Origin of the sequence: Micromonospora sp. NPDC047557 (assembly GCF_043205095.1) — a bacterium.
Lineage (GTDB): Bacteria > Actinomycetota > Actinomycetes > Mycobacteriales > Micromonosporaceae > Micromonospora.
Window position 1 is genome coordinate 135,628 of record NZ_JBIDDK010000002.1, and the last position, 15,429, is coordinate 151,056.

Annotated in this window: 14 protein-coding genes; 8 read left to right on the forward strand and 6 right to left on the reverse strand. The window is 74.2% G+C overall.

Annotated features, from left to right (window positions below):
- Positions 1–30: 30 nt before the first annotated feature.
- Both ACGGAQ_RS08410 and ACGGAQ_RS08415 read right to left on the reverse strand, forming a co-directional pair.
- Positions 31–696: a response regulator gene (locus tag ACGGAQ_RS08410; RefSeq protein WP_393045939.1), complete on the reverse strand. Its 666-nt coding sequence runs from the start codon at positions 694–696 to the stop codon at positions 31–33.
- Complete coding sequence (locus ACGGAQ_RS08415) at positions 684–1,973, reverse strand: histidine kinase (protein ID WP_393045940.1); 1,290 nt, start codon at positions 1,971–1,973, stop codon at positions 684–686. The genes ACGGAQ_RS08410 and ACGGAQ_RS08415 overlap by 13 nt, the downstream gene beginning before the upstream one ends.
- A 164-nt stretch (positions 1,974–2,137) precedes the next feature.
- Here ACGGAQ_RS08415 and ACGGAQ_RS08420 point away from each other — a divergent pair, with 164 nt between their 5' ends.
- The 5 genes from ACGGAQ_RS08420 (at position 2,138) to ACGGAQ_RS08440 (ending at position 7,137) form a co-directional block, all read left to right on the forward strand.
- On the forward strand, positions 2,138–2,833 hold the full coding sequence (locus ACGGAQ_RS08420) for an SDR family oxidoreductase (protein WP_393045942.1): 696 nt from the start codon (positions 2,138–2,140) through the stop codon (positions 2,831–2,833).
- On the forward strand, positions 2,827–4,461 hold the full coding sequence (locus tag ACGGAQ_RS08425; protein WP_393045944.1) for an MFS transporter: 1,635 nt from the start codon (positions 2,827–2,829) through the stop codon (positions 4,459–4,461). Before ACGGAQ_RS08420 ends, ACGGAQ_RS08425 begins: the two co-directional genes overlap by 7 nt.
- Before the next feature lie 96 nt (positions 4,462–4,557).
- A complete protein-coding gene (locus tag ACGGAQ_RS08430; protein WP_393045946.1) occupies positions 4,558–5,100 on the forward strand; it encodes an SRPBCC family protein in 543 nt (180 codons plus the stop codon).
- A complete protein-coding gene (locus ACGGAQ_RS08435) occupies positions 5,097–6,272 on the forward strand; it encodes a zinc-dependent alcohol dehydrogenase (protein ID WP_393045948.1) in 1,176 nt (391 codons plus the stop codon). Before ACGGAQ_RS08430 ends, ACGGAQ_RS08435 begins: the two co-directional genes overlap by 4 nt.
- A gap of 97 nt (positions 6,273–6,369) precedes the next feature.
- Positions 6,370–7,137 (forward strand): TetR/AcrR family transcriptional regulator, encoded by a 768-nt coding sequence (locus ACGGAQ_RS08440; protein ID WP_393045950.1) that lies wholly within the window; start codon positions 6,370–6,372, stop codon positions 7,135–7,137.
- Between the two features lie 15 nt (positions 7,138–7,152).
- On the opposite strand, the gene ACGGAQ_RS08445 is transcribed toward ACGGAQ_RS08440, so the two are convergent.
- On the reverse strand, positions 7,153–7,320 hold the full coding sequence (locus ACGGAQ_RS08445; protein WP_393045952.1) for a hypothetical protein: 168 nt from the start codon (positions 7,318–7,320) through the stop codon (positions 7,153–7,155).
- A 110-nt stretch (positions 7,321–7,430) separates the two neighbouring features.
- Between ACGGAQ_RS08445 and ACGGAQ_RS08450 the strand changes: the two genes are divergently transcribed.
- Both ACGGAQ_RS08450 and ACGGAQ_RS08455 read left to right on the forward strand, forming a co-directional pair.
- On the forward strand, positions 7,431–7,556 hold the full coding sequence (locus ACGGAQ_RS08450) for a hypothetical protein (RefSeq protein WP_393045954.1): 126 nt from the start codon (positions 7,431–7,433) through the stop codon (positions 7,554–7,556).
- An 8-nt stretch (positions 7,557–7,564) separates the two neighbouring features.
- Positions 7,565–9,724 (forward strand): hypothetical protein, encoded by a 2,160-nt coding sequence (locus ACGGAQ_RS08455; protein WP_393045956.1) that lies wholly within the window; start codon positions 7,565–7,567, stop codon positions 9,722–9,724.
- Positions 9,725–9,739: 15 nt separating this feature from the next.
- On the opposite strand, the gene ACGGAQ_RS08460 is transcribed toward ACGGAQ_RS08455, so the two are convergent.
- The 3 genes from ACGGAQ_RS08460 to ACGGAQ_RS08470 all read right to left on the reverse strand — a co-directional run bounded on the left by ACGGAQ_RS08460 (position 9,740) and on the right by ACGGAQ_RS08470 (position 11,801).
- On the reverse strand, positions 9,740–10,135 hold the full coding sequence (locus ACGGAQ_RS08460) for a hypothetical protein (RefSeq protein WP_393045958.1): 396 nt from the start codon (positions 10,133–10,135) through the stop codon (positions 9,740–9,742).
- Positions 10,132–10,581 (reverse strand): hypothetical protein, encoded by a 450-nt coding sequence (locus ACGGAQ_RS08465; protein ID WP_393045960.1) that lies wholly within the window; start codon positions 10,579–10,581, stop codon positions 10,132–10,134. Before ACGGAQ_RS08465 ends, ACGGAQ_RS08460 begins: the two co-directional genes overlap by 4 nt.
- A gap of 341 nt (positions 10,582–10,922) precedes the next feature.
- A complete protein-coding gene (locus ACGGAQ_RS08470) occupies positions 10,923–11,801 on the reverse strand; it encodes an alpha/beta fold hydrolase (protein WP_393045963.1) in 879 nt (292 codons plus the stop codon).
- Between the two features lie 137 nt (positions 11,802–11,938).
- On the opposite strand from ACGGAQ_RS08470, the gene ACGGAQ_RS08475 reads away from it, so the two are divergent.
- Entirely contained in the window at positions 11,939–15,370 is a 3,432-nt protein-coding gene (locus tag ACGGAQ_RS08475) for a BTAD domain-containing putative transcriptional regulator (protein WP_393045965.1), read from the forward strand.
- The last annotated feature ends 59 nt before the right edge of the window (positions 15,371–15,429 follow it).

A 15,429-nucleotide genomic window follows, 5' to 3' on the forward strand; every position in this document is an offset into this window, starting at 1 on the left:
GGTCGGGCCCGATCGAGGCCCCGGCGCTGGTCAGCCCACCGGGTCGGCGCGCAGATAGGTGAGCACGGCGAGCACCCGGCGGTTGGTGTCGTCGCTGGGTGGCAGGTCGAGCTTCAGCAGGATGTTGCCGACGTGCTTGCCGACAGCGGCCTCGGTGACGTGCAGCCGGGCGGCGATGGAGGCGTTGGAGCGGCCCTCGGCCAGCAGCGCCAGCACCTCCCGTTCCCGGCCGGAGAGCGCGGCGAGCGGGTCGCGGGGGCGGTGCAGCAGTTGCCGCACCACGTCCGGGTCGATGGCGGTGCCGCCACCGGTGACCCGGCGCAGCGTGTCGACGAACTCGGTCACCTCGGCCACCCGGTCCTTGAGCAGGTAGCCGACCCGCTGGCCGTCGCCGCTGTCCAGCAGCGCCGCCGCGTACCCCGTCTGCACGAACTGGCTGAGCACCACCACCGGCAGGCTGGGCCGCTCGGCGCGCAGCGCGACTGCGGCGCGCAGCCCGTCGTCGCGCCGACCGGGTGGCATCCGGATGTCGGTCAGCACCAGATCGGGTTGGTGCGTGCGGGCCGCCTCCAGCAGTTCCGGCGCGGAGCCGACGGCGGCGCACACCGTGAATTCGAAGCGGGTCAGCAGCGCGACCAGGCCCTCGCGCAGCAGCACCTCGTCCTCGGCGAGCACCACCCGGGTCAGCGGCGACATGGCAGCTCCACCCGGACCAGCGTGGGCCCGCCGGGCGGGCTGGCCAGCAGCAGCCGTCCGTCGGCGGCGGCGACCCGGTCGGCGAGACCGGTCAGGCCGGTGCCCCGGGCCGGGTCGGCGCCGCCGCGCCCGTCGTCGGACACCTCGACCACCAGGTCGCCGCCGGCCCGGGAGAGGCGCACCTCGGCGCGGGTCGCCCCGGCGTGCCGGGCCACGTTGCTCAACGCCTCCGACACCACGAAGTACGCGGTGGTCTCGACGATCTCCGGCAGCGCACCGTCGACGTCGGCGTGCACGGTGACCGCGACGGGCGCCGCGTCGGCCAACTCGCGTACGGCGCCGGCGAGACCGAGGTCGGTGAGGCTCTGCGGCCGGATGCCGTGCACCAACTGCCGCAACATCACCATCAACCCGCGCGCCTGGTCGTGCGCCACGGCGAGGGGCCGGGCGGCGGGGGATTCCTCGGGTACGTCCAGCCGGGCCAGGCCCAGTTGCAGGGTGAGGCTGGTCAGCCGGGGCTGCGCGCCGTCGTGCAGGTCCCGCTCGATGCGCCGCCGTTCCGCCTCGTACGCGCCGACCAGCCGGGTGCGGGAGCGGGCGACCTCCCGCAGCGCGGCCGCGTCGACCGGCGAGCCCAGCGCCCACCGGGCCACGGCGGCCTGGCCGGCGGCGAGCAGCCCCACCCCGTAGCAGAGCACCGGCAAAAGCAGCACTCCCACGATCGCGTACGGGATGGCTTCGCCGGTGCTCTCGATCGGCTGCCAGATCACGACCGGTTCGGTGTCCCCGGCCAGCCAGGGGCTGGTGACCATCCCGACGTCGAGCAGCACCAGCACCAGGAACACCCAGTACGCGACAGGCACGAAACCACCCAGCCAGAAGAGGTACGCGACCTCCCGCCAGCCGGCCGCGGTGCGATAGCGGGCGGCCAGACCCGGCCACGGTGACGCGGGCAGCGGGCGGCCGTCCACGAGGCCGAGCCGCCACCGTTCGACGGCGGCCACCGGGAAGCTCACGATCGGCGCGAGGGCCACCAGGGTCAGGCTGCCGACCGCCAGGAACAGCATCAGCGGTATCTCCGGCGGCCTCCCGTGCAGTCGCAGCGCGTTGGCGGCGGCCAGCAGGGGCGCGCCGATGACGAGCAGTCCGACGGCGAGCACGCTGGCGATCGGCACGGTGCTCACCAGGTAGGCCAGCGCGCGCCAGGGCCAGGCGGAGACCAGCCAGTCGCGGCGGCGCAGCGTCGCGGCCAGGTGGCGGGGGTGTTCCGAGGTCATGCCGCAGACGCTAATCGCCGGTCACCTGGCGCCCCAGCCGTCCAGATCCCCTTTCCGGGGTATGCCCAGCACTACCGCCGTAGCGGGTGTGCGCGGTCCGGAAACGGGAAGAACGCGCCATCACGCGATCCGTGTGACCTGTGGCGGCGGCGGCTGGAGAGACATTGGGTACCAGAACCTTCGTGGTGGTCGGCGGTACCAGCGGGCTGGGCCTGGCGGTGACCCGGCTGCTGCTCGACGAGCACCGCGTCGTGGTGTTCGGCAACGTGCCGGCCGAGGTAGCCGCGACGACCGACGAGCTGGGGTGCGACGGAGCGGTCTGCGACGTCTCCTCCTACGAGCAGGTCCGGGACGCGTTCGCCGAGGTGGTGGGGCGCTACGGCACCGTCGACGGGGTCGCGGCGTGCGCGTCGATGTGGGCGGGCGGCGACCTCGGTGACCTGCCCGTGGAGCACATCCGGCGGGCCGTGGAGATCAACGTCCTGGGTACGACGTACCTGCTGCGGGAGGCGCTGGAGCATCTGCACCGGCAGGGCTACGGGAACGTGGTGTACATCGGCGCGATGGCGCTGGCGGCACCCCGGCCCGGCATCCCGGTCTACCGGGCGACCAAGAGCTACGGCGCCAGCCTCGTCGAGTCACTGGCCCAGGCCCAGCACAGCAACCGAATCAAGGTGATGGAGCTGGATCCCGGGCCGATGCCGACCCGCTTGCAGGAACGCGTCGGCGCGGAGTTCCTCGACGAGGTGTACGCCCTGCCCGAGCAGGTCGCCGCCGAGGTCGTCCGGCTGTTGCTGCTGCAACCCGACGACCTCTACGTCTCCGGCGAGCGCGTGCTGCGCGCGGACGGGCGGTGGTGACGGCGGCAGCCGGACCGCGGGACCGTCCGGCCTCCGCGTGGGCGCCCCTGCGCGGCGCCGTCTACCGCAATCTCTGGCTGGCCCTGCTCGCCGCCAACATCGGCACCTGGATGCAGACCGTCGGCGCGCAGTGGCTGCTGATCCACCACTCCAACGCCTCCACGCTCGTCGCGCTGGTGCAGACCGCCAGCCTGCTGCCGGTGCTGCTGCTGGCGCTGCCCGCCGGGGTGCTGGCCGACAGCTTCGACCGCCGGCACCTGTTGATCGCCGTGCAGCTGTTCCTGGTGGCGGTGGCGTTGGCGTTGACCCTGCTCACCCTGACCGACCGGATGCCGCCGGCCCTGCTGCTCACCCTCACCTTCGCGTTCGGGGTCGGGCAGGCGCTCACCCTGCCGGCCTGGGCGGCGGTGATTCCGGAGCTGGTGCCGCAGGAGCAGCTGCGGTCGGCGTCCGCGCTCGGCTCGATAAGCGTGAACGTGGCGCGGGCGGTGGGGCCGGCGGTGGCCGGCGTGCTGATCGCCCGCACCGGCGTCGCCCCGGTCTTCGGGCTCAACGCGGTGGCGTTCGCCATCTTCGCGGCCGCGCTGTGGCGCTGGCGGCCGGGAAGCGCCCGCGCCGTCGAGGTGCCCGAGCGGTTCACCGCCGCGCTGCGGGCTGGCAGCCGCTACGTACGCCACTCGCCGATCGTGCGCCGGCTGCTGCGCCGCGCGCTGGTCTTCGTGATCCCGGCCAGCGCGCTGTGGGCGCTGCTGCCGCTGGTGGCGGCCCGGCGGCTCGGGCTGGGCTCCGGCGGGTACGGGCTGCTGCTGGCCGCCCTCGGAGTGGGTGCCATCGCGGGCGGGGTGCTGCTGGCTGTGATCCGCGCCCGGCTGTCGGCCAACCAGCTCCTGCTGATCGCCGGCGCGCTGTTCACCATCGCGCTGGCGGTCCTCGGCACCGTACGGGTGGTGCCGCTGGTGCTCCTCGCCCTGCTGCCGGCCGGGATGGCCTGGGTGACGGTGCTGGCCAACGTCAACGCCGAGATGCAGCTCTTTCTGCCGAGCTGGGTACGGGCCCGGGGGCTGGCCGTCTACCAGGTGTGTTTTGCCGGCGGGCAGGCCGTCGGCGCCCTCGTGTGGGGTCTGGTGGCCGACGTGGGCGGGCTGGTCCTCGCCTACCTCGCGGCGGCGGCGTTGATGCTCGTCGGGACCGTGACGAGCCGGATCTGGCCGCTGCCGGACCTGCGCTCGGTGAACCGCGAACCGGCGGCCTACTGGCCGCAACTGCACCTCGCGTACGAGCCGGACCCGGGCGTGGGACCGGTAGTGGTGACGGTGCAGTACACCGTCCGGCCGGAGCGGACGGGACAGTTCCTCGCGGCCATGGACGTCGTGCGCGGCGCCCGGCAGCGCACCGGCGCGATGCGCTGGGGGCTGTTCCGGCCGGCCGAGACGACGGACCGGTTCATCGAGGTGTACCTGGTGCCGTCCTGGGGCGAGCACCTGCGCCAGCACGGCGGTCGGTTGACCGGTGAGGACCGCGAGGCCGAGGCGCGGGCCCGGGAGCTGGCCGACGGCGAACCGGAGGTGCGCCACCTCGTGCCGGCCGCCGCCGGGCCGGCGCTGACCGACGACCGCGAAGGACTCTGATTTCCGTACGCCCCATCTCGTGGACGATTTCTGCCCGCGTCATGTGCAGGGCGTGACTCTCGGGGTACGTGGTGGCCCTGAGAGGGGAGGGAACCCATGGATCTGCTGGCCACCACGACCATCCGCCGGCCGGTGTCCGACGTGTACGCCTTCTGGCGTCGTCTGGAGAACCTGCCGACGTTCATGGCCCATCTGCAAGAGGTGCGCACCACCGGGGAGCGTACGAGCCACTGGACGGCGAGCGCGCCGTTCGACCGCAGCGTCGAGTGGGACGCGGAGATCACCGACGAGGTGCCCGACGAGCGCATCGGCTGGCGCTCCACCGGGGACGCCGACGTGCCGAACACCGGCAAGGTGTGGTTCGTGCCCGCGCCCGACGGCGTGAGCACCGAGGTGCACGTGCTGCTGGTGTACGACATCCCCGGTGGCAGGCTCGGTCAGGCCGTCGCCCGGTACTTCGGCGAGGAGCCTCACCAGCAGCTCGACGACGACCTGCGCCGACTCAAGCAGGTCCTGGAGACCGGCGAGGTGGTGCGCTCCGACGGCGCGCCGTGGGGCAAGCGCGCCCGCAAGGAGTTTCCGCAGCGGCCGGCGCAGCCGCTGTCGAGCGACGAATTGGCGAAGGGGGAGGCGGCATGAGGGCGAACACCTGGGCCGGCCGGAACAAGGTCGAGGTCCGCGACGTGCCGGACCCGAGCATCCTCAATCGGCGCGACGCGATCGTGAAGGTCACCTCGACCGCGATCTGCGGATCCGACCTGCACCTGGTCGACGGGTACGTGCCGACCATGCAGGACGGTGACGTGCTGGGCCACGAGTTCATGGGCGAGGTGGTGGAGGTCGGCGCCGGCGTCGACCCGGGCCGGCTGCGCGTCGGCGACCGGGTCGTGGTGCCGTTCCCGATCGCCTGCGGCGCGTGCGCGGCGTGTGCGGCGCAGCTGTGGTCGTGCTGCGAGAACAGCAACCCCAACGCCGGGATCGCGGAGAAGATGTTCGGCCACCCGGTCGCCGGCATCTTCGGCTACTCCCACCTGACCGGCGGGTTCGCGGGTGGCCAGTCCGAGTACGTGCGGGTGCCGTTCGCCGACGTCGGGCCGCTGAAGATCGAGTCGGACCTGACCGACGAGCAGGTGCTGTTCCTGTCCGACATCCTGCCGACCGGCTACATGGGCGCCGAGATGTGCGACATCCAGCCCAGCGACGTCGTCGCCGTGTGGGGCGCCGGCCCGGTCGGGCAGTTCGCGATGGACAGCGCCCGCCTGCTCGGCGCGGCCACGGTCATCGCGATCGACAAGGAGCCGTACCGCCTGCGGATGGCGGAGGAGGCCGGACACACCACGATCAACTTCGAGGAGGTGGACGTCCGCTCCCGGCTGTTGGAGCTGACCGGCGGACGCGGGCCGGACAAGTGCATCGACGCCGTCGGCATGGAGGCCAGCCACGGCAGCGCGCACCTGCACGCGTACGACCGGGTGAAGCAGGCCGTGCGGTCGGAGACCGAGCGGCCGCACGCGTTGCGGCAGGCGATCCTGTCCTGCCGCAGCGGTGGCATCGTGTCGGTCATCGGCGTGTACGGCGGCTTTCTCGACAAGTTCCCCTCCGGCGCGTGGATGAACCGGTCGCTGACCCTGCGCACCGGTCAGTGCCACGTCCAGCGGTACATGACGCCGCTGCTGCGCCACATCGAGAACGGCGAGCTGGATCCCACCCGGGTGATCACCCACACCCTGGCGCTGGAGGATGCGGCCCGCGGCTTCGACCTGTTCAAGAACAAGCAGGACGACTGCGAGAAGGTCGTGCTGAAGCCGTGACGCCGTCGGTGCCGGCGAGCGGTCGTAGCAGGGCCCCGCCGGCACCGCCTCGCGGTCGGCGTACCCCGTACGACCGCGTTGTTAGGATGGCCGCACCATGGCGAGTGAGCGCAAGGCGACCGCGGACCCGGCCCGCAGCCTGGCCATTCTCTGGCGCACCCGGGAGCCGACCAGCCGCAGCGCCGGGCCGGGCCTCAGCGTCGACCGGATCGTGCGGGCCGCGATCGACATCGCCGACGCCGAGGGCCTCGACGCGTTGACCATGCGCCGGGTCGGCGAGGCGTTGGGTGTCGGCACCATGTCCGTCTACACCTACGTGCCGGGCAAGGCCGAGCTCGTCGACGTCATGATCGACACCGTGTACGGCGAGATGCCGCGTTCCGCAGTCGAGGGCGACTGGCGGGCCCGGTTGGAGCGGATCGCCCACGACAACCTGGCGCTCTACCAGCGCCACCCGTGGATGCTGCGAGCCGAGACGACCCGCCCGGTGCTCGGCCCGCACCTGGTGGCCAAGTACGACCACGAACTCGGCGCGGTCGCCGACATCGGGCTCACCGACGTCGAGATGGACGCGGTGCTCACCCTCGTCCTCGGGCACGTGAAGACCTCCGCGCGCGCCGCATCCGAGGTGGTCGACCTGGAGCGGGAGACCGGCATGACCGACGGCCAGTGGTGGCAGTCGCACGCGCCCTGGCTGGAGACGTTCCTGACGGCCGACAGCTACCCCACCGCGTCCCGCGTCGGCACCGCGGCCGGCCAGCAGCACGGCGGGGCGTACGGCCCGGAGTACGCCTTCGAGTTCGGCCTGCAACGCGTCCTCGACGGCATCTCCGTGGTGGTCGCCGAGCGGGCGGCCAGCCGGTAGCCCCGATTTCTGGTGCTATCCGTGCGCCTCCGGCGCTGAGACGGTGGCCCCGAGCCGAGCGAGGGAGCGGGCGGACGGGCTGCCCGGCTCGGCGTGGTAGACGACCAGCGACTGCGTGGTGCCGCTGATCGTGAACTTCTCGTAGCGCAGCTCCAACTCGCCCACCTGCGGATGGCGGAACACCCGGCGCCGCCCGCTGACCTCGACGCCCCGGCCCCGGCGGAACCCTCCCGACCGGGGCCGCCCGGGTGGTACGACTGGGGCGGCAGGTGACGTCCGGGAAGGTGAGGGCGATGGCGAGCGGATTTCCCGGCCGGCTGCTCCCACTGATCGTTCTGGTCGACGCGCTGCCCGACCTGGAGCGGCTCGGCCGACGGGCCAACCGGAGCTACGCGCCCGGCCAGCGACGGCACGGGTAGCTGCCCCGATGCCGCAGGGAGTGCCGCGCCCCGGCGACCAACCGCGACGCGACGACGTGGTGGAGTTGCGGGTGCACGGTGTGTCGGGGGCGGACCCCTCGGTCATCCTGGGCGCGCAGCGGGTACGGCAGGTCGCGGGCGACGCCCGCGGGGGCTTCCACCGCCGTGACGGGTCGGACGGCGTCGACCCGCCCGGGGTGACGCTCGAGGCGTACCGCTGGGGTGACCTGCCCTCGGGCACTGTGGTCCGGACGCTCGCCCTGGTCTTCCTGCTGCCGTTCATGTTCAGCAACGCGGCGGTGTGGATGCGGCCCGCCGGCCGCGGCGCCGCCGCGGTCACCGTCCTGTGCCGGCTGCTCGCGCTCAACCTCACAGTGGTGTACGTGGTGTCCATCGCCGGGGTCGCCCTCGACCTGCTCGCCTGGCGGTGTCTCGGCACGGCCGGATGCCGGGGGCCCTTCGACACGCTTGCCGGGCTCGACGACAGGCCCGTCGGGCAGCGGCTGGCCGTGCTGGCGCTGCTGCCCATCGCCGCCGTCGCGTTCCTGCGCCTGTTGGGAACCCGCCGCTCCCGCCCGACCGGCAACCCACTGTGGGCGGTGGAGCCGCTTGTGGTGCGGTTGCGGGCGATCCACATCGCCGCCGCGCTCGCCGTCCTCGACGTCCTGCTCCTCGCGGCCCGGCGCGTCGGCGGCACGACGCCGGTGACGACGCTGCTGCTGACGCTCAGCGCGGCGGTCCTGGTGGCCTGCGTCGGCCTGCTCGCCGTACCGGGGCTGATCGACCGGGCCACGACCGCCCGGACAGCCACGGTGACAGCCCGCACGACGGGCGTGCTGGCGGCGGGTCTGACGGCGGCGACCCTCGTGGCCGTCTCAAGCGACGAGCGCGGCTGGTCGTCGGCGGCCGGGCTTCCCGGCTACGACGAGATCGCCGGCCATGCCCTGCTCGGCCAGATGGCCCTGCTGGTGCTGCTTAGCGGCGTGGTGCTGTGGCACCGCGGTCGGTCCGCGCTGCCGGGAGGGCTGGGCGCGGCGGTCATCGCGGCCATCGGCGTCGGTCTTGCCAGCGCGCTCTCCGCCGGTCTCGTCTACGGGGCGGGAATCCTGCTCGGTGGCTACCGCGGCGACGGAGGGCCGCCGTTGCCGTTCCGCTGGACGTTGCTGGCCTTCTTCCTGCACGTGTCGGCGGCGGTGCTGCTGTGCGGGGCGCTTACCGTCCTGTCGGGGCACCGCCGACGCCGCGCGGCGTCGGCGATCATCGCGCGCGACTTTCCCGCGCCGCCGCCGGAGGCGACCACCCGGGTGCGGCGGGTCACGAAGACGGTGGCCCGGGCGCGGTTCACCGAGTGGCTGGGCCTGCTGGCGGCCACGTACGCGTTGCTGGCGGTGATCGGGCTGGCCACGATTCTGTTCGGGCAGTTCGGGCACGATCCGGACGAGCTGGCGCGGCAATCTCTCGGGCTGCCGGCCAGGGCCGTCGGGATGGGGCTCACGGGGGGCGCCTACCTCCTCGCCGCGGTGCTGCTCGCGTTGCTGCTGGGGGGTGTCTTCGCCTACCGGACGGCGTGGTTCCGCCGGCACGTCGGGATCCTGTGGGACCTGGGCACCTTCTGGCCCCGGGCCGCCCACCCGTTCGCGCCCCCGAGCTACGCCGACCGGGCGGTGCCGGAGCTGGCCGACCGGATCGGCCGCCTGACCGAGCGGCACACCGGGGTGCTGCTGTGCGGGCACAGCCACGGCTCGGCGTTGCTGGCCCTCGCGGTGCTGCGGCTGCCCGCGACCGTGCGCCGGCAGGTCGCGCTGCTCACCTACGGCTCGCCGCTGGACCGCCTCTACGCCCGGCTCTTCCCGGCGTACCTCGACGAGAAGACGCTGCGCGAGGTGGGGGTTCGGGTCGGGTGGCGGTGGCTCAACCTCTGGCGGGACACCGACCCGGTCGGCGGTTGGATCTTCGCGGCGCACCGGCCCGGCGATCCGCCGCCGGAGGCAGCCGATCCGGCCGGCCGCGTCGACAGGCGGCTGCGCGACCCTGCGGGCCTGCTGCCCCAACCGGGCGAGCGCCAGCCGCCACCGGTGCGCGGACACCAACCGGGCGAGTCCGACCCCGCGTTCCGGGCGGCGGTACACGACCTCATCGCCCGGCTGCGCGCAGCGAACGGCGGATGAGCCGGCAACGGCCGGTCACCGGTCCTCGGGCAGCCGCTCGGACTCCGCGACCACCGCGCGGATCTTGCGCAGGGTGGCGTCCGGGGCGTGCACCGCGGCACGCCACCGGTCGAGCGTGCGGCTCAGCACCCGGACGAGGAACTGCAACTGGTTGACCTGCTCGCGCAGCAGCCCCAGCTCCGATCGCGCGCTCACCGCCTCGCCCTCCAACTCGGTGACCCGCAGTTGGAGCGGCTGAACGAGCGTCAGGGCGGCCTCGGTCAGCGTGTCGGCGGCGTCGGCCTTGAACTTGCCCCGCTGCGACACGACCGTGGCGATGGCGGCAAGACCGGTCGTCCCGCCGAGGATGCCGAGCAGGCTGAGCAGCACCTGAACCCAGTGCGGCGCTTCGGGTGTCGGTGCCGAGATCACGTGACACCTCCCACGATTCGTCGGTGCGTCGCGCACTGGTGGCCGTAGGCCAGACAGCGGAGGTCGGCGGCGATCAGGCCGGCCCGCCAGAAGGCGCCCAGGGGCACGGCGCTGATCAACGACGCCGCGACGAGGCCCTGCCTGCCGAGTACCGCCACCAGCGCCACCGCGTACATGCCGGTGAGGGTGCCGAGCACCAGTACGGACGCGAACTCGATGCCGAGGCCGGTGGAGAGCCGACCAGGCCACACGATGCCCAGCAGACCGCCCACGCCGACCACGATCAGAGCGACCTCCCAGCCGAGCCGGACGGGTTCCGGCATGGACAGTTGGACCGACGTTGATCGGACGTCCAGCACGAGCAGGAGGAATCCACAGATGGGCGTCGTAATCAGGGCGGCCACCTCGAACGGCTGGTTCTTGGCCCGGGAGCGGGGGTGTACCACGGCGACTCCTTGGTCGAGACCGGGACCGTTGGCCCGCCGCCGGCCGATGTCGTCTCAGGTCGGGCGTGCGATCCGTTTGGGTGGCGGTCGTGTGGACGGTCGGTGGTCGAGGCGATTGGCGACTCGCCGTCGTTGGCTGCCGATATCTGCCTGTGTAGCACCGGCGACCGGTTCTCGTCCACCCGGTGTAACGTCGCTTTTCCGCAGGTCAGAGCCGGTTTCCGGGGCTTGTGGGCGACCCGCGCGCGAGGGATCGCCGGCACGCCGGCGATCCCTCGCGATCGATGGTGAAGAGTGTCGGATATCTTACTTTCAGTGAGGATGTTCGTCCGACCCGCGTATTACCGCAGGAGCAGGTCGCGCAGCGCCCGGACCACCACGGCCGGCGCTTCCTCCGCCATGAAGTGGCCGCAGGTGACCGTCTGGTGCTCCAGGTCCGGGGCCCAGGCCCGCCACACCCCCGCCGCGTCGTAGCCGAGCGCCGCGCCCCAGTCCTGCTGGAGCACGGTCACCGGCATCCGCAGCAGGTTGCCGGCCGCCCGGTCGGCCGTGTCGTGCACGACGTCGATGCCGGCCGACGCCCGGTAGTCGGCGACGATCGAGGTGACCGCGTCGCGGGACGCCCGCAGGTACGCGGCACGTACCTCGGCCGGCAGCGCGTCCGGGTCGCGGGTCCAGACGTCGAGGAAATGGCCGAAGAACGCGTCGGGGCTGGCGCCGATCAGCTCCTCGGGCAGGCCCGGCGGCTGCGCCATGAGGTACAGGTGGAAGGCGACCGCGGCGCTGGCGCCGTGCAGCACGTCCCACATGTCCAGGGTGGGCACCACGTCGAGCAGGGCGAGCCGGCTGATCGCCGCCGGGTGGTCGAGGCCGGCGCGGAACGCGACCAGGGCGCCCCGGTCGTGCCCGGCCAGGGCGAAGCGCCCATGGCCGAGCGCGCCGGCCAGCGCCACGACGTCGGCGGCCATGGTCCGCTTGGCGTACGCCGTGCCGTCGCTGTCCACGGGCTTGTCGCTGTCGCCGTAGCCACGCAGGTCGGGGCAGATGACCGTGTGGTCGGCGGCCAGGTCGGCCGCCACGTGCCGCCACATGAGGTGGGTCTGCGGGAAACCGTGCAACAGCACGATCGGTGGTCCGGAACCACCCACGGCGGCGGTGAGCGTCACGCCGTCGGCGACGGTGACGCGCTGGTAGTCGAATCCGTTGATCCTCGGCTGCACGGAAAACCTTCCTGGGAAGCGGGGTCGGCGGGCGGGACGCCCGTCGCCGTCGTACGTCATCGAGGCTGCCCGGCGGTGATCAGCAGACGGTCAGCGCCGGATGAGTGCGGGCCGGCACGGCCGCCTAGATTGGTGCCATGACCAGGGAACCGACGTCACCGGTGGGGGTGACGCTCGGCGTACTCGGGCCGGTGACCGCCACCACCGCGGACGGTCCGGTGCCGCTGCGGGGACACCGGCAGCGCCTGGTGCTGGCCCGGTTGCTGATCGCCCACGGCCGGGTGGTGCCGGTGGAACGCCTCGTCGACGACCTGTGGGAGGTCCCGCCGGACGGCGCGGTGGGCGCGATCCGCACCTTCGTCGCCGACCTGCGCCGGGCGTTGGAGCCCGACCGGCCGCCCCGGCAGCCACCCCGCCTCCTGGTCACCGAACCCCCGGGGTACGCGCTGCGGGCCGCCCCAGACACGGTGGACGCCGACCGCTTCGAGGCGGCCGTCGGCGAGGCGGGACGGCTGCTGAGCGGGGAACTGCCCGCGCCGGCACTGACCGCGCTGGACGCGGCGCTCGGGCTGTGGCGGGGTCCCGCGTACGCGGACTGCGCGGGCGCCCTCTGGGCCGTCGCGGAGATCAACCGGTTGAACGAGCTGCGTATGCTCGCCGTCGAGCGGCGCGCCGAGGCGCTGCTCGCGCTGGGTCGTCCGGACGAGGCCGCCGCCGACCTGCCCGCCCACCTCGCCAGCCATCCGCTGCGGGAGGACGCCTGGCGGCTGCTCGCGCTGGCCCGGTACCGCGCCGGCCGGCAGGGCGAGGCGCTGGCCGCGTTGCGCGAGGCCCGCGACGTCCTGGTGGCTGAGCTGGGTCTGGACCCGGGGCCTGAGCTGCGCCGGCTGGAGGCCGACATCCTGGCCCAGGCGCCACACCTGACCCGTGCCCCCGCCGTGGCCGTCGCAGACCGTGCCGGACCCGTTCGGGACGGTGGGTCCGCAGCGGCCCCGCAGCGGCCGTTCGTCGGGCGGGACGCGGAGCTGGAGCGGCTGGGGCACGCCGGTCAGGTCGCCGCCCGATCCGGCCGGCCCACGCTGGCCCTGCTCAGTGGGGAGCCGGGCGCCGGCAAGACCGCCCTGGCCGAGGCGCTGACCCGGCAGCTCGCCGCCGAGGGCTGGACCACGGCCTGGGGCCGCAGTCCCGAGTACGAGGGCGCCCCGGCCGCCTGGCCGTGGACCCAGATCACCGACACGCTCACCGAGCCGTCCGGGTCGGGCGCGCCGGCGGGACCGGGCGAGCTGTCCGGGTCGGTCGAGCCGCTGGACGGCGGCGGGACGGCCGGGACCGGTGGCGCGGGTGACCCCGCCGTGGCCCGGTTCCGTCGGCACCGCGCGGTGGCGTCGTTGGTCTCCGCCGTCGCCGACTCAGGGCCCCTCCTGCTGGTCTTGGACGACCTGCACCGCGCCGACGGCGACACGCTGGATCTGCTCACCGCCCTGCTCACCGGGCCGCAGCCGGCCACCGGGCCGGTGCTGGTCCTGGGCACCTACCGGGCCACCGAGATCAGCCCGGAGCTGACCGCCGCCCTGGCCCGCGCCGCCCGGCTCGAACCGGTGCGCGTATACCTCGGCGGCCTGTCTGCCGAGGCGACCGGCGAGCTGGCCCGCGCCCTCGTCGGAGGGGACCTGGACCCGCCCACCGTCGGGCTGATCCACCACCGCAGCGGCGGCAACCCGTTCTTCGTCCGGGAGCTGGCCCAGCTGTACGCCGGTGCGGGCGGCGCCGCGCTGGCGGCGGTGCCGCCCGGGGTGCGTGATGTCATCCGGCACCGCCTCGCCCAGCTGCCCGCGCCGACCCGTACCGTGCTCCGGCAGGCGGCGGTGCTCGGCCGGGACGTCGACCCCGCGGTGCTCGGCGCGCTGACCGGCGACCCGGCGGCGCTGCTGGACGCCGTGGACCGCGCGTTGCAGGCCGGGTTCCTGACCGAGCGGGAGCCCGACGGGCGACTTCGGTTCACCCACATCCTGGTCCGCGACACGCTCTACGCGGACCTCTCCGCGGCGCGTCGCGCGGCCTGGCACGCCGCCGTCGCCGAGGCGTTGCAGCGGCGCCAGCCCGTCGACCCCGCCACGCTCGCCCACCACCTGCTGCGTGCCGGCGGCCCGGCAGCCGCCCGCCAGGCCGCCGGCTACGCCCGTACCGCCGCCGAACAGGCCGAACGCGCCGGCAACCCGCACGAGGCGGCCCGGCTGTGGGCGCAGGTCATCGACGCGTACGACCGGGCCGGGGGGACCGAGCGGCGCGAGCGGTTGAGCGCGGTGCTGGGTCTGGGGCGTGCTCTGGCGGTGACGGGCCGGTTGGCCGAGGCACGGACGTACCGCGCCGAGGCGATCGCCGACGCCGAGGCGGTCGGTGACCCCCGGCTGACGGCGGAGGTGCTGGCCGGTTTCGACGTGCCCGCCATCTGGACCCGCAACGACGACGACCTGCTCTCCGCGCGGATCGTCGGCGCTGCCGAGAACGCCCTGAACGGCCTCGGCCCGACCGGCTCGGCGCAGCGCAGCCGGCTGCTGAGCACGCTCGCGCTGGAGCTGCGCGGCACCACAGGTGACCGTGGCCGCCGGGCCGCCGCCGAGGCCGAGCGGATCGCCCGGACCGTCGCCGACCCCGGGTTGCTGGCCTTCGCGCTGAATGCGCGTTTCATGCACGCCTTTGACCGCGTCGGGCTGGCCGCCGAGCGGGCCCGGATCGGCGCGGAGCTGATCGACCTGGCCACTGCGCGCCAATTGGTGACCTTCGAGGTGCTGGGTCACCTCATCGGGGTCCAGTCGTGCTGCGCGCGAGCCGACCGGGCCGGCGCGGACCAGCACGCCCGCGCCGCCGACCGCCTCGCCCAGCGATACGAGTTGCCGCTGGTCGGGGTCTTCACCGGCTGGTACGCCGCGCTGCGCCGGGCGTTGGGCGGGGACCGGGAGGCGGCGGCGACCGCGTACCGGGCGGCCGCCGAACGGCTCCCCGCCGACGCCATGCCGGGTCTGGCCCACGGACTGCTGCCCCTCGCCCTGCTCGGCCTGCGCCTGGCCGAGGCGGTCAGCGCCGACCCGCTGGCGCACGCGCCGACAGGTGCGCGCCGAACGGGCTACGACCAGCCGGTCCCCGGGTCGGCCGGTCAGCGGCCGATCCCCGGGCCGGACGACGAGGACTGGGTGGGCCTGGACTGGGGGCCGCACGAACCGTGGGTCCGCCCGCTGCTGCTCGCGGCCGAGGGGGACCTCGGCGCCGCCCGAGCGGCCCTGCGGGTCCTCCCGGACGGACCGCACGACCTGCTGCGGGAGGTGCGGCTGTGCCTCACCGCGCGGGCCGCCCTCGCCGTCGGCGACCGGCCCACCATGGAGCGCGTCGCCGCCGCGCTCCGGCCGGCCGCCGGCGAACTGGCCGCCGGCAGCGGGGTGCTCACCGTCGGCCCGGTGGCCGGGCACCTCGCCGACCTTGCCACCGCCCTGGGCCGCGACGAGGAAGCCGCCGTGCACCGTCGTACCGCCCGCCTGCTCACCGCGCGCGTCCGCACCGCCGATCCGGCCTGACCCGGCCGGGGACGCGTCCCCGCGCCCGGCGACTTGCCCGTTCCTGTGGAACCGGCAAC